Origin of the sequence: Vreelandella alkaliphila (genome assembly GCF_016107625.1) — a bacterium.
Classification (GTDB): domain Bacteria; phylum Pseudomonadota; class Gammaproteobacteria; order Pseudomonadales; family Halomonadaceae; genus Vreelandella; species Vreelandella alkaliphila.
In genome coordinates this window covers 387,895-407,456 of sequence record NZ_JABASV010000003.1, presented here as the reverse complement: position 1 = coordinate 407,456, position 19,562 = coordinate 387,895, and the positions used below count along the sequence as shown (strand labels likewise).

Genomic DNA, 19,562 nt, shown 5'->3' with positions numbered 1-19,562 from the left:
TGGCGGAATTGGTAGACGCGCTAGCTTCAGGTGCTAGTGTCCGTATGGACGTGGAGGTTCAAGTCCTCTCCTGGGCACCATTTCATAGATTCAGTTTACATCAGCGCTGATCAACATTTCACTACTCGCCTTTCAGCAAATCGCTTCAACGCTTCCTTTGATGCTCCCACTATCTATCTAGACTATTTATTTAGCCTCTCCCTATTCAGAAAATACTATTCAGAAAATCCTGGCTAGAAAGATCCGCTCAAAAAAACACCGCTCAAGCGACTGTCTTCGCCATCGCGGTATTTTTGCATTATTGGAAACGCCCAGGACGACGCGCTACTTCTTCTAGTGCCCAGCCTTGAGTACGCAATTGCCCTTCCAATACAGCTTCACGCTCTGCCGCTAAATCAGGAAAGAAGTTCAGCCCTGTGCGCGACTCGATCTCATCGATAGTTACTAGATAATCATCTAACGGTTCATTACCACGAACGTCTTGCGGCATGATAAAGGCAAGCGCCAACGGAGCCTCTTCATCTGGCACAACAATGATCTTATAGAACGCTTCTGGCACTTCCACAAAACCAACGCGATTAAACACATTGTCCATGTAGTGCTCAGGAAAAATAGGCCCAGTAATCACCTGCAAGCGATCAAAGCGCGGTGCAAAATGATCCATCACCGACTCTTCAAGACGCTGCCAAAGCTGGCGATTCAGATTAGGTCGCTGAGGCGTCATGTTACTCATCAAGAAGGTATCGACCTGAGCGTTACGACCATGCACCGCTGCAATGGCATAGTTAGGTGCCAAGTGTCCGCGATCATAACCACTGCCGGAATAGCTATCCGTACCTATTGGCCATAACGTTCGCCAGTCGGCCTTAAAATTAGGCCGTGGGCCAATACGAGTATCATCGGACACCGCTTCAACTTGATAACTGACCCAAAGTGGGTTTACCCGCACATCAGACCATCCCGCTAAGAAGCCATCGTTTCTCAGCACACGGTGAAACGTTGTTAGCTGAAACCCATCCCAGGTAGGCACACTCATCCAGGTATAGTCATCCTGATGCTGACGCTCCTGAAACTCCCAAAGCCCCGTTCCTACTATGACAAAAAGCACAGCGATACCCAGGCGTTTTCCCTGACGACGCCAGCGCGAAAGCGATTTCCCCAACAGACTTACTCCCTACAATAATGATTCTGCATCCTGCTTTTTATGTCAGGTAATTTATTGGTTACCAGCCCAGGGAAAACATCGTTTCTAGGTCGTGACGGGAGTGCACCTGCATGGCATTCAGCGTTTCGGTATCGCTAATACCCTCGACAGCGTTTAGACGTTCCGTGACCAGTTCTGCAAGGCTTTCAAAATCAGGGGTCCGGGCAATGGCGACCAAATCATAGCGACCACACGTCGAATAGACTTCACTAATACCGTCTACATCAGCAAGGCGCTCGGCGACTGCTTTTACCTGGCCTTTCTCAGTATTGATTAAAATCACAGCGTTTTGCATAGCACCCCCAACAATAGCGTTAACAACAATCTAATCAGCAATCAGAGGCGAGTATAACAGGCTGCTTGATAAGACCAAGCACCACTCAGTGACGTGGTTAATTGTCGCGCTTTTCATAAGGTTATTCGCACTAATTTTGAGCATGCGCTAGCATGGCTTAGAGAACTCCGGCTTATTAGCTCTGTCGGAGTATTAGAGGTGGTTCACCACCCAATAACATAAGCAAAAAAACGTCAAACCGTGACGCTAAGGAGACACCATGGCCAATCAGAGCCGTCGTAAGTTCATGCGTAATAGCGTAATGGGTCTAGCCGCCCTGCCATTTGGTGCTGGCATCCTGTCAAAGTCTGCTTTTGCCCAGGAACTGCCTCGCCTTGACCCATCTAACTCTACTGCCCAGGCACTTAATTACGTTGAAGTAGCCAGTGACGCAAGCGACCACCCAGCCTACGAGGAAGGGGAGCTGTGCTCAAACTGCATGTTCTTTAATGCAGAAACCGCAGGTTGCCAGCTGTTCCCGCAAAATAGCGTTGAAGCAGGCGGCTGGTGCCAGTCCTGGACTGCCAAAGGCTAATATTAGTAGCCAACTGATCTTGGTGAAACAACCAAGCTTGACCACTACCCCGCGCTTGCCGCGGGGTAGTTATTTAACCTTAACTCACCTCTTTGTTTTCCTCCTCAATCGGCCACTGATAACGGCGCGTCACACGCCCCTCTTCCATTGAGACCAAATGCACCGGAAATCCCCATAGCTGCTGCAAATGGCGAATCACCGGATATACGCTGCGACCAAGGGGCCGACGGCTATCTTGTACATGGTGTAACGTCAACGAACGATCCCCGCGTATAGCCGCTTCGACAACTTGAATATTGGGCTCACGCACCGATAGCGCATATTGAGTTGACAGCGCCTCACGCACTCGCCGATAGCCTCGCTCATTATGAATTGCTGCGACTTCCAGTGTTTCCATCTGATCATCATCAACAATTAAGAACAGCTTGAGATCGCGTATTACCTTGGGGGATAAAAACTGCTGTATAAACGACTCATCCTTGAAGTTCCGCATTGCAAACTCAACGGTATCGCGCCACGGGCTACCCGCAATATCGGGAAACCACTCCCGATCTTCATCCGTTGGCGCATCACAAATCCGCTTAATGTCCATAAAGATCGCAAATCCCAACGCGTAGGGATTAAGGCCGCTGTAGTGTGGGCTATCAAAGCCTGGCTGATTGATAACCGCGGCATGGGATTGCAAAAACTCCAGCATCAAGCCTTCATCGACTTTCCCTTCATCGTATAAACGATTCATCAGCGTATAGTGCCAGAAACAAGCCCATCCTTCGTTCATCACCTGGGTTTGTCTCTGGGGGTAAAAGTACTGCGCCAGTTTGCGTACGATACGCACAATTTCGCGCTGCCAGGGAGCTAGAAGCGGCGCATTTTTCTCAATAAAGTAGAGCAAGTTTTCCTGTGGCTCTGAGGGATAAATACCGCCTCTGTGCAGGCCAAGTGGATCTGCCTCGCTGTGCAGGCTACCCGGCAGTGGAGAAACGCCATTGGGCGCATCAGGAATCGTGCGCCACAACATATTGACCTGGGTTTGCAGGTAGGCTTCGCGCTCTTCTTGACGCCTTACCTCTTCTTCAGCAGAAATAGGTGAGGGTCGCTTGTAACGGTCTACACCGTAGTTTTGGAGAGCGTGACAGGCATCTAACAATTGCTCCACGGCATGGACACCGTGGCGTTCTTCGCACTGAGCAATATACTTACGAGCAAATACTAGGTAATCAACGATGGAATCGGCATCTGTCCAGGCGCGGAACAAGTAATTACCTTTAAAGAAAGAGTTATGCCCATAGCAGGCATGCGCAATGACCAATACCTGCATCATTAACGTGTTCTCTTCCATTAGATAGGCAATACATGGGTTGGAGTTAATCACCAACTCATAGGCAAGCCCCATCTGGCCGCGCTTGTAGGCTTGTTCAACGGCAAGAAACTGCTTACCAAACGACCAGTGGTGATAACCTACCGGCATCCCCACGCTCGCGTAGGCATCCATCATCTGTTCAGTGGTAATCACTTCTATCTGATTGGGATAAGTATCTAGGCGGTACTCATCGGCGAGCCTAGCGAGCTCCTCGTCGAAGCGCTCCAACACACTAAAATTCCAGTCGGAACCAGTCGCTATTGGCTTACGGGCTACACTCATGGCGTACTCCTCGGTTCGCGTTACTGCTCTTGACTCAACCGACGTTTAAACAGCTCACGGAAGACAGGGTAGATATCCCCAGCATCGACAATTTGGCGCATCGCAAACCGTTCGGGAAATTGCGCGGCGACCGTTTCGTATTCATGCCACAGCGACTGATGCTCATGGGGGGTAATTTCCACATAAGCGTAGTACTGCAACTGCGGCATGAGCTGTTTAACCAGTAAGTCCCGGCAAATATTCGAATCATCATCCCAGTTATCGCCGTCCGATGCCTGAGCGATATACAGATTCCACTGCCCAGCGGGATAGCGTTTTTCGATGATTTTATTTACCAGGGTGAGCGCGCTGGAAACGATGGTGCCACCAGTTTCACGGGAATAGAAAAACTCCTCCTCGTTTACCTCCCGCGCAGCCGTGTGGTGGCGCACAAATACCAGCTCTACTTTCTCGTAATGCTTTTCCAAAAATAGATAAAGTAATAGGAAAAACCGCTTAGCAATGTCCTTATGGTTTTGGGTCATGGAACCAGAAACGTCCATGACACAGAACATCACCGCCTGACTGGAAGGCTGAGGCTGCGCTGCCAACTGGTGGTAACGCAGATCATAGGTGTCAATAAATGGCACCGCCTCAATGCGCTTTTCCAAGCGCTCTATTTCTGCCTTTAGCTCAACTATTCTCGCCGGATTGCGCAGCACCGGATCCTTGCGTTCTTCTGCAGCGAGCGCCTCTTGAGCCTCTTTCAACGCTCGCTTAATGGGGGCACGCATGGCAATGCGACGTGCGTAAGCTTCCCGCATTGATCGGGTGATGCTAATTCGCGACGGCACCCCGTCACGCGCGAGTCCCGCACGCACCATTTTTATCTCTTCGAGTGACTTCAATGGCTTACGCTGCAAATTAGGCAACTCAAGACCATCAAATACAAACTCCAAAAACTCCTCTCGGCTCAGGGTAAAAGCAAACTCGTCGTCACCCTCGCCTTGATTGGAAGCACCACCTTCGCCCGCGCCATCTCCGCCGCCCTGGCCACCAGGGCGGCGAATTTTATCTCCTTCTAAAAACTCCTTGTTGCCGGGCGATACGATATTGCGCGCACCGCCCGGGCCATGTTGAAACACCGGTTCAGAGATATCCTTGGTAGGAATGGATACCTTTTCCCCTCGCTCCATATCGGTAATGGAGCGGCGGTTAACCGCCTCCTCCACCGAACGCTTGATATGTTTGCGATAACGTTCCAAAAAGCGCTGCCGATTGACCGCGCTTTTATGCTTAGCGTTAGGCCTTCGATCAATAAAGTAGGTCATACGACCTCCCGATTATCCGCTACTGGGACTTGCGCACGCGTAGGTACCACTCGGAAAGCAGCCGAACCTGTTTCTCGGTATAGCCACGATCCACCATGCGCGCCACAAAGTCCTCGTGCTTCTTCTGATCCGACTTCGACGCCTTCGCATTAAACGAAATAACCGGTAATAGCTCTTCAGTATTCGCAAACATCTTATGCTCGATAACGCCTTTGAGCTTTTCATAAGACTGCCAGCTGGGGTTCATGCCATTGTTTTGTGCACGCGCCCGCAATACGAAATTAACCACTTCGTGACGGAAGTCTTTCGGGTTAGAGATGCCTGCTGGTTTCTCAATTTTTTCGAGCTCGTCATTCAGTGACTGACGGTTCAACAATTCGCCCGTTTCGGGGTCGCGATACTCCTGATCTTGAATCCAAAAATCCGCGTAGGTTACGTAGCGATCAAAGATGTTCTGCCCATACTCGCTGTAAGACTCCAGGTACGCTGTTTGGATTTCCTTACCAATGAAATCGACATAGCGCGGTGCCAGAAACTCTTTGATAAAGCCGATATAGCGCTCAAATACTTCTGAAGGCAGTTGCTCGCGCTCTAATGCTTGCTCTAGCACATACAGCAAATGCACAGGGTTCGCGGCGACTTCAGTGCCATCGAAGTTAAACACTTTAGAAAGTATCTTGAAGGCGAAACGGGTAGACAACCCCTGCATGCCCTCATCCACCCCCGCCGCATCACGATACTCCTGGATCGACTTTGCTCGAGGATCGGTGTCTTTCAGGTTTTCGCCGTCATAAACGCGCATCTTGGAGTAGATGCTGGAGTTTTCTGGCACTTTTAGCCGTGAAAGCACCGAGAACTGCGCCAGCATGCGCAACGTATCAGGCGCGCAAGGGGCTGCATTAAGTGAGGAGTCTTCAAGCAGCTTTTGGTAAATTTTTATCTCTTCGGAGACCCGCAGGCAGTAAGGCACTTTGACGATATAGACACGATCCAAAAATGCCTCGTTGTTGCGGTTATTACGAAACGCCTGCCATTCCGATTCGTTTGAGTGGGCTAAAATCACACCGTCAAAGGGAATTGCCCCCATGCCTTCGGTAGGGTTGTAGTTACCTTCTTGGGTGGCGGTAAGTAATGGATGCAGCACCTTAATCGGCGCTTTAAACATCTCAACGAACTCCATCAACCCTTGGTTAGCGCGGCAAAGCCCGCCAGAGAAGCTGTAGGCATCGGGGTCATCTTGCGAGTAAAGCTCCAACTGACGAATATCGACTTTACCTACTAACGACGAGATATCCTGGTTATTTTCATCGCCAGGCTCAGTTTTGGAGATGGCAATTTGATTTAACCGCGAGGGATAAAGGCGCACCACCCGGAACTGAGAAATATCGCCGCCCGCTTCTTTTAAGCGCTTCGCCGCCCATGGCGACATAACACTGCGCAGATAGCGCTGGGGAATACCGTACTCTTGCTCCAGAAGCTCACCATCTTCTTCCGGCGAAAAAAGTCCTAGCGGTGACTCATACACGGGTGAATCTTTAATGGCATAGAACGGGATACGTTCCATCAACAGCTTCAAGCGCTCAGCCAGCGACGATTTACCGCCACCTACTGGCCCTAGTAAATAGAGGATTTGCTTACGCTCCTCTAATCCCTGCGCGGCATGACGGAAGTACGACACAATTTGCTCGATAGCTTCTTCCATGCCATGGAATTCAGCAAAAGCAGGATAGCGGCGAATCACCTTGTTCGAGAAAATGCGTGATAGACGCGGGTCTTTCGCCGTGTCGATCACTTCAGGCTCGCCAATGGCTTCCAGCATACGCTCCGAGGCGCTGGCATAAACCTTTGGATCACGGCGACAAAGCGCCAAATACTCCTCTAGGCTCATGTCTTCTTGCTGAACGCGGGCAAATCGGTCTTGAACGTGATCAAAGATGCTCATGGAACTCTCCTGTGGCCCATCCCCCAGCAGCTACCGCCAAGCCCAAACATCAAGCGGTGCGCAATACGAGGTGTTGCTCTATCAGCGTAGTCAGCATTAGCAAAAAGTGATGACTAAACCTTCAACGCACAATGTTTAATAATTTGAGCACGGTAGGAGAGATTAAGTTGCGTTGAATGTGCGATGGCCCTAAAAACAGTGTTCAGAACGCATAGCGCCGCCTGAAAGGCGGCGCTATGGCGGGTAACAACGCGTCGAGAAGGCACCGTTTAGGCAGTATTATCCCAGCACTTCTTTTACATCTGCCAACAGTTGATCCAGCAATTCAACGGTAGTGTTCCAAGCGCATACAAAACGCGCACCACCCGCTCCAATAAAGGTATAGAAGGTCCAGCCTTTGGCTTTCAACGCCTCGATAGCATGAGGAGGAAACTCAACGAAAACACTATTCGCCTGAGTCGGAAACATTAGTGAAACGCCAGGGAGTGCTTGCAGCCCATCGGATAAATACCGTGCCATGGCATTGGCATGCTCAGCGTTGGTTAACCACGCGCCGCTTTCCAACAACCCTAGCCATGGGGCAGAAACGTAGCGCATTTTCGAAGCCAGTTGACCTGCCTGTTTGCAACGGTAGGAAAAGTCCTCAGCCAAATCACGGTTGAAAAAAAGAATCGCCTCACCAAACGCTAGCCCGTTCTTGGTTCCTGAAAAGCACAACGCATCGACGCCTACCTGCCACGTTAGCTCAGCGGGGCTTGCATTAAGACCAGCGCATGCATTGGCGAACCGCGCGCCGTCCATATGTAAGCGTAAATCGTGCTTGTCTGCCATGGCACGTATTGCCAGTAACTCTTCCCGAGAGTAGACCGTGCCAACTTCTGTCGCTTGGGTAAGCGACACTACTTTAGGCTTGGGATAGTGAATATCACTACGCTTAGTGACCAGCGCTTCAATGCCCTGTGGCGTTAGCTTACCGTTAGCCCCTGGCGAGGTCAGCAGCTTCGCGCCGTTAGAAAAGAACTCAGGGCCACCACACTCATCGGTTTCAATATGAGCCAATTCATGACAAATAACGCTGTGGTAGCTGCGCCCCATTGCAGAAAGTGCCAGTGAGTTTGCTGCAGTACCGTTAAACACAAAAAAAACATCGCAATCGTAGTCAAACATTTCACGAAAACGATCTGCGGCACGGGCAGTCCAACGGTCATTGCCGTAGGCCAAATCATCAGCTTGATTGGCTTCAAGCAGGTATTCCATAGCCTCTGGGCAGATACCTGAGGTGTTGTCACTGGCTAAAAATCGTGGGGTACACTCCGAGGTCATGACGATAGTCCTTTTATCTGACGATCTTACGGCGCGAGCTGGGTGCCACTCGCGCCTTAATTTGTTAACTGTGGTTAACAGCCACCTTGATCGACCAGTCTATCGCCATTGCAGCGCTTACGTCACCCGCCTGACTCGCTTGGCCCTATCGCTACAGGGAAGCGGCAAGACGCGTGCCTTGATCGATGGCTCGTTTAGCGTCTAGCTCCGCAGCTTCATCGGCACCGCCAATCACATGAAAGCATGCTCCCGCCTGGCTTAAGGGCGCGATAAGCTCGCGAACCGACTCCTGCCCAGCGCATACCACGACAGTGTCCACCGCCAGCACCTGCTCCTCGCCATCGCGGCGAATGTGAAGACCGGCATCATCGATTTTCAAATACTCGCAGCCAGTCAGGGTTTTAACTCCCCGCTGTTTTAGTGATGCACGATGTACCCAGCCCGAGGTTTTGCCCAGGTTCTTACCTGGCTTAGAGCTTTTGCGCTGAAGCATAACAATGTCACGGGGAGAGACTGGCGGCATTGGCGGCTTTAGACCGCCACGATCGCCCACGGCAAGGTCAACGCCCCACTCATCACACCAGGCTGCCACATCCATTTCAGGATGTCCCTGGTCAGCGAGCAGCTCTGATACATCAAAGCCAATACCACCAGCGCCAATCACCGCTACACGCTGGCCCACACGTTCAGGGTGCTCAATAGCTTCAGCGTAGCTAAGCACACTGGCATGATCGGCCCCCGGTAGCGCAAGCTCACGGGGGGTAACGCCGGTGGCAATCACCACCTCGTCAAATTCAGCCAGTGTATCGAGGGTAGCCGCCGTATTTAGGCGAACATCTACCGCGTGTTTTTCTAACATCACCCGGAAGTAGCGCAACGTTTCGTTGAACTCCTCTTTACCGGGAATTTTACGGGCGTAATTAAACTGTCCACCCAACTCGCTACGTCGCTCAAACAACACCACATGATGCCCCCGGCTAGCAGCGGCCACGGCGGTGGCAAGCCCCGCGGGACCGCCGCCGACAACCGCTACCCGCTTGGGTGTTTGCGTGGGTTCGAGGGTCAGCTCGGTTTCATGGCACGCTCTGGGGTTAACCAAACACGATGTGAGCTTGCCCATAAAGGTGTGGTCTAAGCAGGCTTGGTTACAGGCAATACAGGTATTAATTTCGTCTGAAAGACCCGCCTCGGCTTTACGCACCCATTCAGGGTCAGCCAAAAACGGGCGTGCCATCGACACCATATCCGCATGCCCATCAGCCAACACACGCTCCGCCACCTCGGGCATATTGATGCGGTTGGTGGTAATCAGCGGGATGGATAGTGCTGATCTAATGCGTTTTGTGACTTCGGTAAACGCTGCACGAGGCACGCTAGTCACAATGGTTGGCACCCGAGCTTCGTGCCAGCCAATACCTGTGTTAATTACATTCGCGCCAGCAGCTTCAATGGCTTGGCCAAGTTGCACCACTTCTTCCCACGTGCTGCCTTCTTCCACCAGATCAATCATCGATAGGCGAAAGATCATCAAAAAACGCTCGCCCACTGCCGCGCGAATGCGTTTCACAATTTCGATCGGGAAGCGAATACGTCGCTCAAAATCACCGCCCCACGCATCATCACGCTGATTGGTGCGACGACAAATAAACTGGTTGATCAAGTAACCTTCAGAGCCCATTACCTCAATACCGTCATAGCCCGCCTGCTGGGCAAGCTGCGCACAGCGCACATAGTCGTCTATCTGCTGCTCAACGTCGTCGCTTGAAAGTGCCCGAGGCATAAACGGGTTGATCGGTGCCTGCAGCGCAGAAGGTGCCACCAGCTCTGGCGAGTAGGCATAGCGCCCGGCATGGAGAATCTGCATACACAAATGCCCGCCTGCGTCATGAACGGCATCAACAACGCTCTTATGCTCAGCGAGCTGAGACTCGTCGGTAAGGGCATTTGCCCCTTGGAACACAGCGCCTTCAGCATTAGGAGCAATGCCGCCCGTCACAATCAGGCTGACACCCGCACGAGCTCGCTCAGCATAAAAGGCTGCTAGGCGCTCAAAACCGTTGGGAGCTTCTTCTAAATTGGTGTGCATTGACCCCATCAATACGCGATTAGGTAGCGTTAAATGGCCAACGGTCAGTGGTCGAAACAGATGCGGGTAAGCGGGCGTATGGTTCATCACGGTACTCCTTTATATTATTAAGCACATTCAAACAAGCGTATGACATACACCGCCTCACGTACAGTCCTTTACACCCCTTAATCTGTCACCCTTTAGCCGCCTTGCGAAACCATCAACCTTTGTGGCAAAGCACTTGCTCCTCTTGCGAAAGCACGTCACATTACCAGGCTAACGATAAGGGAACGCGCTATGCCATTGATTTACTTTTTACCGCCACTGGCCACTGTGTTGATTTGGTCAGGGAATATGACGATTAACCAATTGACAGTGGGTGCCATTGCGCCCAGCAGTATTGCTTTTCTACGTTGGCTGCTGGCACTGGCGGTAATGACACCGTTTGTGCTTCCTGCGGCATTACGTCATCGCGATGAAATACGCCGTCACTGGCCGAAACTGGCGTTGCTGGGGCTACTTGGCATGGGGCTGTGGCAAGGGTTGGCTTATATGGCGGCGGAAACAACGACTGCTACTAATATGGGCATTTTGGCTGCTATGGTGCCGCTTCTCACCGTACTATTAAGCGCACTGATCTTGCGCGAGCCGCCTACCTTAGGCGGTATTGCCGGGGGCATTCTGGCATTCATTGGCGTCACGGTACTGCTTGGGCGAGGCAACCCTTTGTCTCTGCTGCAACTGCAGGTAGCCGCCGGCGACGCATTGATGGTGATTGCTGCCACCTGCTACGCCCTATACGGTGTAATGCTGAAGCGCTGGGCGATGAACTTACCTCCTTGGGTAATGCTCTATGCCCAGGTCTGCTTTGCGGTTTTATTCCTATTGCCGCCCTATTTAATAGGCCCGATGACACCGGTAGATAGCCACAATATATGGCTGATCCTTTACGCAGGCATTCCCGCATCCATCATTACCACTTTTTTATGGATGCGCGCGGTGCGCCAAATCGGCGCGAACCAGTCGAGTATATTTATCAATTTGATGCCGCTATTTAGTGCCCTGATTGCCATGGCGTTTTTAGGCGAGCAGATCGCAGGGTTCCACTTTATGGGTGGGCTACTCATCCTTGCGGGGGTCATCATGGCGCAAACGCTGACACGCCCCCTGGTGCGCACTCCCGCGACGGATAAAACGAGCAGCGCTCAGCAATGATACAATAGGCTAACTTCATTCGACGGCCGGGAACCCCTGAATATGTCCCTAGAAGAACTGCACCTTAATCTTCGCAACCTCACCAGCGATGACTACGACCAGCTCAAAACGCTGATGGATGCGGTATATCACGACATCGGCGGTGCGTGGCCAAAGCACACTATTGACAAGCTCATTCAGGAATTTCCTGATGGCCAAATTGCCATTGAGGACGATGGTACGCTGGTGGGCGTTGCGCTAACGGTACAGGTCGATTACGACGAGTTTTCTAACCCGCATAAATATGACGACCTGATCGGCCATCGTGAAACCATCCTTAACGACCAAGATGGCGATGCCATGTACGGGCTGGATGTGTTGATCCACCCCGACTACCGTGGCTACCGCCTGGGTCGGCGTTTATATGAAGCCCGCAAAGAGTTGTGCCGCTCGCATAACCTGCGTGCCATTCTGGCAGGTGGACGCATTCCCGAGTACCACCAGCACGCCCAAGAACTCACCCCAGCAGAGTACATCGAAAAAGTCTCTCGTAAAGAGATTTACGATCCGATTTTGTCGTTTCAATTGGCTAACGACTTCCAAGTAAAACGCTTACTACGTAAGTACCTGCCAGAAGATGAGCAGTCTCGCGGCTATGCCACTCTGTTGGAGTGGAACAACATCCTGTTCGAGCCTGCTGAGAGCGTGCTAGATACCCGCCCGACTCAGGTACGAGTGGGAGCAGTGCAGTGGCAAATGCGTGAATTCGCTTCAGTGGAAGCAGCCCTTCAACAAATTGAATACTTTGTTGACGCATTATCAGATTATCAAAGTGACTTTGCGGTATTTCCGGAGTTGTTCAATGCGCCACTGATGGGCCTACAAGACCGCTCGGCCCAGCAGGATCAAATGGGCGCGATTCGCTTTTTAGCAGGTTTCACCGAGCGCTTTAAAACTGAGCTATCGCGGATGGCGGTGTCGTATAACATCAACATCGTTGGTGGCTCAATGATTGAAGTCGGTGACGATGACCGACTATACAATATTGCCTATTTGTTCCACCGGGATGGCGAAATCGAAAAGCAGTCGAAGCTGCATATCACCCCCCAAGAACGCCGCGACTGGGTGATCGAAGGGGGTGATAACCTGCAGGTCTTTGACACCGACGCAGGTCGCGTGGGCATTTTGATTTGCTACGACGTTGAGTTCCCGGAGCTTGGCCGTCTGCTAGCCGATCAGGATATGGATATACTGTTTGTACCGTTCTGGACAGATACCAAAAACGGCTATCTGCGGGTACGCCACTGCGCCCAAGCAAGAGCCATTGAAAATGAGTGCTACGTAGTACTGTGTGGCAGCGTCGGCAACCTACCTTCGATTGAAAACCTGGATATCCAGTATGCCCAATCAGCCGTGTTTTCACCGTCTGACTTCGCTTTCCCACACGATGCAGTGCTGGCGGAAACCACGCCTAACACCGAGATGATCTTCTTCTCGGACCTAGACCTGACTCGCCTTACTGTTGTGCGTGCCGAAGGCTCAGTAACCAACTTGAAAGACCGCCGCAAAGATCTATTTGACCTGCGCTGGCGCGACTGGTCCTGGAAGTCTGGGGCTAATCTGGAAGAGTAAACCAATAACGCCGCCGAATGGGCGGCGTTATTTTTAAAGCGCTTCTGGCTCAATCAGGCCAGACAAGATGGGCAGGCACACGCCCTTTGCTATCAAACATAACGCCTTCATCGCGCAGTTTCTGATGCTGGCGATCAGCACCGCCGTGGTCGGCTAGCGTTAGCGACGCAGCAATGACGCGATGCCAGGGTAGCTGATGCCCTTCTGGTAAGTGGCGCATCGCCGAGCCAACCATGCGCGGCGTGGCGCCTTCCGTCATCGCCGCGATACGCCCGTAGGTGGTTACCCGCCCAGCAGGAATCTGATCAACAATGGTATAAATCTGTTCGAGCAGTTCAGGGCGTGGCATTACCACCTCTTGTAAATCAACGTGTTACTAGAGTGTTTCGACCAGTTGATCGATCGCTTGAAACGCTTCTTTTAGCGCAGCATCACGCTGAGCGTCACCCATATTCAAGCCTTCCGCAAAGACCACATCCACATCGCTAATGCCCATTAAACCGAGCATGGCTTTAAGATGTGGCGTTTGGCTGTCTAATTCAGTCCCTGCGTACTGGCCACCGCGAGCAGCTAAAATAATCGCACGCTTACCTTCAAGCAAACCCTGCGGGCCATTTTCAGTGTAGCGGAAGGTTTCACCAGCGCGCAGTACGCGGTCAAACCACGCTTTCAGCTGGGACGGGATACCTAAATTATACAGCGGAACCGCCAGTACCAGGACATCACTCGCCCGTAGCTCTGCCAACAATTCGTCAGAGTGAGCTGCTAGTGCCTGCTGATCGGCGTTGCGCTCGTTTGCGGGTGTCTGCCATGCACCGAGCTCTTCGATCGCAAGGTGCGGTAACGCGTTAGCCACTACATCACGATGAGTAACCACTACATCGTGGGCTTCCGTTTTGGTTTTAAAATGGTTGGCCAACGCATTGGACTGGCCGTTTTCACTTAGAATAGAAGAAGTTACAAGCAGTGCACGTGTGGTCATGGATAATTTCCTAACGTATTAGTGGGAACTCTGGTAACTATTTTACGGCGCTTTTCGATTAAAAAAAGCGCAACGTTTCCCCTATCTCATTCGAAAAAATCGAATTTATCAACAACAAAAAGCCCCGCTCTGCTGTGCTCGCAGTAACGGGGCTTTCGTCTATCGCGTCAAAAAATAGCGTTTATTTCCGCTTTGGCCACGCGCTAGGATCTACTTTATTTACCAATTTAGGGAATTTACTGGGATCAAAGACAGGCTCTTGACCTGCTTTCAACTGAGCGTCGTAATCACGGAACAGTGCGAAGGCAATCGGCGACAGCAGCAAAATAGCCACTAAGTTAATCACTGCCATCATACCCATGGAAAGATCGGCAAAATTCCAGATAGCACCTAAGCTTGCAACCGAGCCTATCATCACCATGCCGAGTACCGCCAAGCGATAAATCAGCACCGCAATAGGCGCACGACGGCCTGCCAAGTACTCAATATTAGATTCACCGTATGAGTAGTTAGCGATCACCGAAGTGAATGCAAACAGCAAGATCGCCACGGCAATAAACATACCGCCCCAATCACCCACATGGCTAGAGAGCGCTATTTGGGTAAGCTGAATACCGTTGTTTTCTTCGCCAGCCAGCAGCTCAGGCCCAGCCATAATGATGATGGCCGCAGTGGCAGTACAAATGACCAAGGTGTCTAAGAACACGCCCAGCATTTGAATAAAACCCTGTGCAGCGGGATGGTCTGGCCGAGTGCTGGCGGTCGCGGCAGCATTGGGCGCCGACCCCATACCCGCCTCGTTAGAAAACAGACCACGCTGAATACCGTTCATAATGGCTTGAGAAATGGCATACCCCATTGCGCCACCAGCCGCCTGCTCTAAACCAAACGCACTTTTAATAATGGTCATAAAGGCAGCGGGCAAATCGCTGATATTGAGCGCCACCACCGTGAGAGCCAGCAGCAAATACAACAGTGCCATCAGCGGCACCACTAACTCAGCTACTTTAGCAATCGACTTCAGGCCACCAAATATAATGGGCGCAACCACCGCCATCAGAACTAACCCCATGGCCCAGGTGGGAATGGCAAATGCCTGTTCCATGGCCTGGGCGATGGAGTTGGCCTGTACGCTGTTAAACGCCAACCCGAACGCGATGATCAAGCAGATTGAAAACAGCACTGCCAGCCAGCGAAGCCCCAGGCCACGTTCAATATAGCGAGCCGGGCCACCACGGAAGGTGTTATCACCGTGATCAACTTTATAGGCCTGGGCTAGAGTGGACTCCACAAAACTGGTCGCCATACCCACCATAGCGGTCATCCACATCCAAAAGATCGCGCCGGGACCACCAAAATAAATCGCTACCGCCACACCAGCTAGGTTACCGGTACCTACCCGTGCCGCCAGACTGGTAGAAAGTGCCTGAAAAGAAGAGATACCGCCGTTAGATTGACGTGAACTGCGCAGCAGTTTGAACATGTGCCCGAAATAACGTACTTGGATACCGCGGGTCATGATAGTGAAGTAGAGGCCAGCACCGATCAGCAGGTAGATCAGCACACTGCCCCATAGCAGTCCGTTGCCGCGATCAACCATCGCCGTCAACAGAGGAGGAAGAGTAAAATCCATAGGTAACGCGCCTTTTGTATAACAGTGGAGGCGCCTCATTCTTCACGGCTGCACCAAAATGGCAAGAAAAATGGAAAAATTCCTATCAGACAGCCATTACCACTAACTAAATTGGTCTCATTAGCCGCGCTTAAACACCGAATATGATTTCATCCTGTTACGCCTCTAACGTATGCTGTCGCTGTTTAGTACCAGCGACGAGGAAACAGATGTCACGCACGTTACTAAAAGGCATTGGGCTAGTCGTTGTAGTAGTAATGCTGGGTATCATGTGGCGCTGGCTTCAGCAGCAAGGCTTACTCACCGAAACCCACCTGACCGAGCTAGCGTCCACCATCAGTCAATGGAAGCAAGCTCCCTGGATGTTTGTCGCCGTGATAGCCGTTTATACCGGCTCGTTACTGATCATGTTTCCATTAAGCCTGCTAGTCGTATTGACCGGCCTACTGTTTGGGCCGCTTTGGGGACTGGCTTATGCCACGCTGGGTACGCTTAGTTCTTCGGTAGCGTCTTACTGGGTAGGCCATTGGATGGGGCGCGATGCGCTAATGCGCTATGGCGGACGCCATTTGCGTGGGCTTTCCGGCTACTTATCCAGGCGCGGCATTCGCACCATGACGGTGATCAATCTGTTGCCCTTAGCCCCTTTCACGCTCACCAATATGCTGGCCGGCGCGTTTCATCTTAATTTTCGCGACTACATGATCGGTTCGACCTTGGGAATTGTGCCTGGGCTCGCGGCAGTAATACTGCTAGGAAGCCAATTGGGCGCACTATTCACCGCGGCGTCTCATCAAGAATTAGCGTGGGCGGTAATAGGCCTTGGCGCTGGCGTGGGGCTGCTATGGTTGCTAAAGCGCGTAGCGACCTCTCGGTCTAGCAAAAACAACAACGACACAGCCTAAAGTGTGGGCTATTTCGCGTAATACTTGGCCAGTACTTCGGCATAGAAATGCGCGACCGCCCCTGCAAACTTAGCGATATCATAGTCGTTAGCAAATATTTTTGCCTGCTTGCCCAGGGTAACCCGCAACGCGTTATCCTCGGCTAACGCCATCACCCGCTGACCCCACTTTTGCCGATTTTGCGGCGTTTTATAGCCATTAAAGCCATCACGCACTACGTCATCAATACCACTAGAGCGTACCGCAACAACTGGCAAGCCTGCGGCCATGGCTTCTAAAATCACCATGCCTTGAGTTTCAGAAGTAGATGCAAACACAAAGATGTCACCTAAGTGGTAATAGCGTGCCATATCCTCCGGCGGCACAGCGCCCACCAAGGTCACTTGCTCCTGCAACGCCAACGCTTCTATATGCTGCTGAATGGTTTGTCGATCTGGGCCATCACCAATTAACAACAAGCGCAACGACTGGCTCCCCTGGCTTTTCAACTCCGCCAATGCCTCCAGCATAAAACCAATATTTTTTTCTTGGCTAATTCTCGAGACACTCACCAACACCGTATCGGCTGGGTCGATGGAAAGCTGATGGCGCAGCTCTTCCAACGCATCACGATCTGTGTCGGCGAATCGCGCCGCATCAATGCCCGTAGGCTGTATCAGCGTCGGTGTTTTCACCCCAATCATGCGCAGATACTCTTCTGCCGAGTAGGTGGGCACGATGACGCCTTGGCAACGGTTAGAGAAGTGTTTGATCAACGAATGGGAAATCAAATTACGAAACAGAGCCCCAGGAAGCGGCACAAAGTGTGCGTAATGCTCTAACCGCGTGTGATAGGTATAGACAACCGGCACACGTAGCCGGCGCCCCATCCATAGCCCCATCGACCCCAGCCAAAAAGGATGATGGACATGGATAATATCCGGTTTAAAGCGGTGCAGGCAGCGGCGAAAACGTGCACTAAACGGATTGGTCAAACGGAACTCACGCTTTTCACCAAAGGCCATCATAGTGGGTACACGCAAGATCGTATCATCGTCTTGCCACGCTTCCCGATAACGGGGCACCAACAACTGCACCTGATGTTTTAACTCGCTAAGCCCCTGACGAAGTCGCTCCACGGAAACCGACACACCGGATACGAACGGGAAATAGTTATTCGATATCATCGCCACCCGCAGGGGCTTCTCTAGATACGGTGTTGGATCGATATCAAAATCTGGGTAATAGTGGCGCTCTTCAAAAATCAGTCGGTACAAGCGCATCGCCAGTAGTGACAACACTCCGACAATGAGCAGGAAGCGAGGGTAGCTGACGTAAAAAAACGCATAAACCGTTGAGGCAACGCTGCTTAGCATACGCCACCAGCCTGGACTATCCACATTCAGCCGAACGGGCGTTATTGTCACATTTTCGCCATTTACCTCGACCACCACATAGTGATGAAACCTGTCATTTGCATCCATCAAAATGCCGCCAGCACCACCCGTGGTGACGTAATCCACCCCATTTACCGTTTGGTGTGAATAAAGCGACAGGTTTGCCGAAAACACGCTGTCCACCGCATACTGCTCCGACAGGCGCATAATACCTTCACTCAACCGTGGATCATTGAGGTAATTATCGGCTTCAAATAAGGGCGCATCGCTAATCACGTTATGCAGTGGCAAGCCAATGAACAAAAACCGATGCTGCGCTTCCGAGGCAGCCAGCTCGCGCTCTAACCAATCTAGCTGCCATGAGGTAGACGACTTACCCGTGCCATCCAAAAAGATGAAATGGCTGTTACCCGCAACGAAGGAATAAAAATGCGGGCCAAAGTATTCATAGAAAAGATAACTGCCAAAATCATTGCTTTCATGGTCACCGTAAGTCAGCACATACGGCACGTTTAACTGCTCTAAGCTTTGGTAAATCGCCTTGTAACTCTCCTGCTGCCCCCCACTCACTGCGTTCCCCGCTGACACCATAAAATCAATATCGCTTTGGTTCATCCTGGGAATAATTTCATCCTGAAACACATTCACTGAATTATTGATATTACCTACCACCGCAAAACGGTAGGTGTTTCGTCCAGCGAGTTGCTCACGGATATCCGCTACTTCTCTAGTGTGCAATGCCTCAAATTTAGGCTCAGCCACATAGAGCCATATTTGGTGAATAACCAGCCCCGCCACCAACGCGAGGTTGAGCACAAACAGAAGTCTCAGCCAGCGCTGACGAGTCAGGCGAAAAGAGCGTCGAAGCATGTAGAGGCGCTTATTGAATAGAAGACGTTAGAAAAGAAAGAGATCGGATGTTCAATTCGCTTCACGACCGTTTATCGTTGCCAACAAACGGCGCGAACCTCCTTGCTCTCGATGCTCACCTAACCACAACCCCTGCCAGGTGCCCAGCGCCAAGCGGCCATCACGTATGGCTAGCGTCAGCTGAGTACCCAGTAAGCTAGAGGCGACATGAGCAGGCATATCGTCGGGGCCTTCAAGAGTGTGGCGAAAATAGCTTAGTCCTTCAGGTACTAAGCGGCGGATAAAGGCATCCAGGTCGTGACGGACATCAGGATCGGAGTTTTCATTTAGCGTAAGTGAGGCAGAGGTATGCATTAACTGCAGGTGCAGTAGCCCTTGACTGCACTCGGCCAAGCACGGCAGTGCCCTGGCGATTTCATCCGTAATTAGATGAAAGCCCCTAGGCATTTCGGGTAAGTGAATCTCTTGTTGATGCCACATAAACACTCCTTTGTTGTAGGTATTGTAAGGGCTTACTCGGTACAGAAATACCATAGCCTATTTTCACTTCCTTCCGGCAATAGCACCTCCAAAAGAAACCGTTAATAGCGCTTATTTCGCCATACTGATAGA

Annotated in this window: 16 protein-coding genes and 1 tRNA gene; 5 read left to right on the top strand and 12 right to left on the bottom strand. The window is 51.5% G+C overall.

Translation table 11 applies throughout. From position 1 onward, the window contains the following. Nucleotide 1: 1 nt before the first annotated feature. A tRNA-Leu gene (locus JFC11_RS07080) sits at nt 2-80 on the top strand. Nucleotides 81-298: 218 nt separating this feature from the next. Here the strand turns inward: JFC11_RS07080 and JFC11_RS07075 are convergent. Then, the gene (locus JFC11_RS07075) at nt 299-1,162 is read right to left on the bottom strand and encodes a DNA/RNA non-specific endonuclease (protein ID WP_198349071.1); all 864 of its coding nucleotides are present in this window, start codon (nt 1,160-1,162) and stop codon (nt 299-301) included. A gap of 61 nt (nt 1,163-1,223) precedes the next feature. After that, complete coding sequence (locus JFC11_RS07070) at nt 1,224-1,499, bottom strand: Lrp/AsnC family transcriptional regulator (RefSeq protein ID WP_009721675.1); 276 nt, start codon at nt 1,497-1,499, stop codon at nt 1,224-1,226. A gap of 259 nt (nt 1,500-1,758) precedes the next feature. On the opposite strand from JFC11_RS07070, the gene JFC11_RS07065 reads away from it, so the two are divergent. After that, nucleotides 1,759-2,073: a high-potential iron-sulfur protein gene (locus JFC11_RS07065; protein WP_095603823.1), complete on the top strand. Its 315-nt coding sequence runs from the start codon at nt 1,759-1,761 to the stop codon at nt 2,071-2,073. Nucleotides 2,074-2,152: 79 nt separating this feature from the next. On the opposite strand, the gene JFC11_RS07060 is transcribed toward JFC11_RS07065, so the two are convergent. The 5 genes from JFC11_RS07060 to JFC11_RS07040 form a co-directional block, all read right to left on the bottom strand. Next, nucleotides 2,153-3,715 carry a SpoVR family protein gene (locus JFC11_RS07060; protein ID WP_095603824.1) on the bottom strand — a complete coding sequence of 521 codons (1,563 nt, stop codon included), beginning with the start codon at nt 3,713-3,715 and terminating at the stop codon, nt 2,153-2,155. Between the two features lie 20 nt (nt 3,716-3,735). Continuing rightward, complete coding sequence (locus JFC11_RS07055) at nt 3,736-5,025, bottom strand: YeaH/YhbH family protein (RefSeq protein WP_095603825.1); 1,290 nt, start codon at nt 5,023-5,025, stop codon at nt 3,736-3,738. A 19-nt stretch (nt 5,026-5,044) separates the two neighbouring features. After that, nucleotides 5,045-6,967 (bottom strand): PrkA family serine protein kinase, encoded by a 1,923-nt coding sequence (locus JFC11_RS07050; RefSeq protein WP_038476995.1) that lies wholly within the window; start codon nt 6,965-6,967, stop codon nt 5,045-5,047. A gap of 279 nt (nt 6,968-7,246) precedes the next feature. Next, nucleotides 7,247-8,290 (bottom strand): threonine aldolase family protein, encoded by a 1,044-nt coding sequence (locus JFC11_RS07045; RefSeq protein WP_120386600.1) that lies wholly within the window; start codon nt 8,288-8,290, stop codon nt 7,247-7,249. A 151-nt stretch (nt 8,291-8,441) separates the two neighbouring features. Further along, entirely contained in the window at nt 8,442-10,463 is a 2,022-nt protein-coding gene (locus JFC11_RS07040) for an NADPH-dependent 2,4-dienoyl-CoA reductase (RefSeq protein WP_198349070.1), read from the bottom strand. A 192-nt stretch (nt 10,464-10,655) separates the two neighbouring features. Between JFC11_RS07040 and JFC11_RS07035 the strand changes: the two genes are divergently transcribed. Further along, on the top strand, nt 10,656-11,573 hold the full coding sequence (locus JFC11_RS07035; RefSeq protein WP_198349069.1) for a DMT family transporter: 918 nt from the start codon (nt 10,656-10,658) through the stop codon (nt 11,571-11,573). A 42-nt stretch (nt 11,574-11,615) separates the two neighbouring features. Further along, complete coding sequence (locus JFC11_RS07030; protein ID WP_095603829.1) at nt 11,616-13,184, top strand: carbon-nitrogen hydrolase family protein; 1,569 nt, start codon at nt 11,616-11,618, stop codon at nt 13,182-13,184. Nucleotides 13,185-13,233: 49 nt separating this feature from the next. Here JFC11_RS07030 and JFC11_RS07025 read toward each other — a convergent pair whose 3' ends face one another. From JFC11_RS07025 to JFC11_RS07015, 3 genes are all read right to left on the bottom strand, one after another. After that, nucleotides 13,234-13,533, bottom strand: coding sequence for an MGMT family protein (locus JFC11_RS07025; RefSeq protein WP_038477012.1), 300 nt, complete (start codon nt 13,531-13,533; stop codon nt 13,234-13,236). Nucleotides 13,534-13,560: 27 nt separating this feature from the next. Beyond that, nucleotides 13,561-14,166: an FMN-dependent NADH-azoreductase gene (locus JFC11_RS07020; protein ID WP_198349068.1), complete on the bottom strand. Its 606-nt coding sequence runs from the start codon at nt 14,164-14,166 to the stop codon at nt 13,561-13,563. Between the two features lie 181 nt (nt 14,167-14,347). After that, nucleotides 14,348-15,799 (bottom strand): alanine/glycine:cation symporter family protein, encoded by a 1,452-nt coding sequence (locus JFC11_RS07015; RefSeq protein ID WP_038477018.1) that lies wholly within the window; start codon nt 15,797-15,799, stop codon nt 14,348-14,350. 209 nt (nt 15,800-16,008) lie between these two features. On the opposite strand from JFC11_RS07015, the gene JFC11_RS07010 reads away from it, so the two are divergent. Then, nucleotides 16,009-16,704: a TVP38/TMEM64 family protein gene (locus JFC11_RS07010; protein WP_038477021.1), complete on the top strand. Its 696-nt coding sequence runs from the start codon at nt 16,009-16,011 to the stop codon at nt 16,702-16,704. An 8-nt stretch (nt 16,705-16,712) separates the two neighbouring features. Here JFC11_RS07010 and JFC11_RS07005 read toward each other — a convergent pair whose 3' ends face one another. Together JFC11_RS07005 and JFC11_RS07000 are read right to left on the bottom strand one after the other, a co-directional pair. After that, nucleotides 16,713-18,950 carry a glycosyltransferase gene (locus JFC11_RS07005; protein ID WP_198349067.1) on the bottom strand — a complete coding sequence of 746 codons (2,238 nt, stop codon included), beginning with the start codon at nt 18,948-18,950 and terminating at the stop codon, nt 16,713-16,715. A 51-nt stretch (nt 18,951-19,001) separates the two neighbouring features. Continuing rightward, nucleotides 19,002-19,430 (bottom strand): secondary thiamine-phosphate synthase enzyme YjbQ, encoded by a 429-nt coding sequence (locus tag JFC11_RS07000; RefSeq protein ID WP_038477024.1) that lies wholly within the window; start codon nt 19,428-19,430, stop codon nt 19,002-19,004. Nucleotides 19,431-19,562: the final 132 nt, after the last annotated feature.

Coding starts and splice junctions, on each gene's coding strand:
- JFC11_RS07070 (WP_009721675.1), bottom strand. CDS start 1,499: ATGCAAAACGCTGTGATTTTAATCAATACTGAGAAAGGCCAGGTAAAA.
- JFC11_RS07065 (WP_095603823.1), top strand. CDS start 1,759: ATGGCCAATCAGAGCCGTCGTAAGTTCATGCGTAATAGCGTAATGGGT.
- JFC11_RS07060 (WP_095603824.1), bottom strand. CDS start 3,715: ATGAGTGTAGCCCGTAAGCCAATAGCGACTGGTTCCGACTGGAATTTT.
- JFC11_RS07055 (WP_095603825.1), bottom strand. CDS start 5,025: ATGACCTACTTTATTGATCGAAGGCCTAACGCTAAGCATAAAAGCGCG.
- JFC11_RS07050 (WP_038476995.1), bottom strand. CDS start 6,967: ATGAGCATCTTTGATCACGTTCAAGACCGATTTGCCCGCGTTCAGCAA.
- JFC11_RS07045 (WP_120386600.1), bottom strand. CDS start 8,290: ATGACCTCGGAGTGTACCCCACGATTTTTAGCCAGTGACAACACCTCA.
- JFC11_RS07040 (WP_198349070.1), bottom strand. CDS start 10,463: ATGAACCATACGCCCGCTTACCCGCATCTGTTTCGACCACTGACCGTT.
- JFC11_RS07035 (WP_198349069.1), top strand. CDS start 10,656: ATGCCATTGATTTACTTTTTACCGCCACTGGCCACTGTGTTGATTTGG.
- JFC11_RS07030 (WP_095603829.1), top strand. CDS start 11,616: ATGTCCCTAGAAGAACTGCACCTTAATCTTCGCAACCTCACCAGCGAT.
- JFC11_RS07025 (WP_038477012.1), bottom strand. CDS start 13,533: ATGCCACGCCCTGAACTGCTCGAACAGATTTATACCATTGTTGATCAG.
- JFC11_RS07020 (WP_198349068.1), bottom strand. CDS start 14,166: ATGACCACACGTGCACTGCTTGTAACTTCTTCTATTCTAAGTGAAAAC.
- JFC11_RS07015 (WP_038477018.1), bottom strand. CDS start 15,799: ATGGATTTTACTCTTCCTCCTCTGTTGACGGCGATGGTTGATCGCGGC.
- JFC11_RS07010 (WP_038477021.1), top strand. CDS start 16,009: ATGTCACGCACGTTACTAAAAGGCATTGGGCTAGTCGTTGTAGTAGTA.
- JFC11_RS07005 (WP_198349067.1), bottom strand. CDS start 18,950: ATGCTTCGACGCTCTTTTCGCCTGACTCGTCAGCGCTGGCTGAGACTT.
- JFC11_RS07000 (WP_038477024.1), bottom strand. CDS start 19,430: ATGTGGCATCAACAAGAGATTCACTTACCCGAAATGCCTAGGGGCTTT.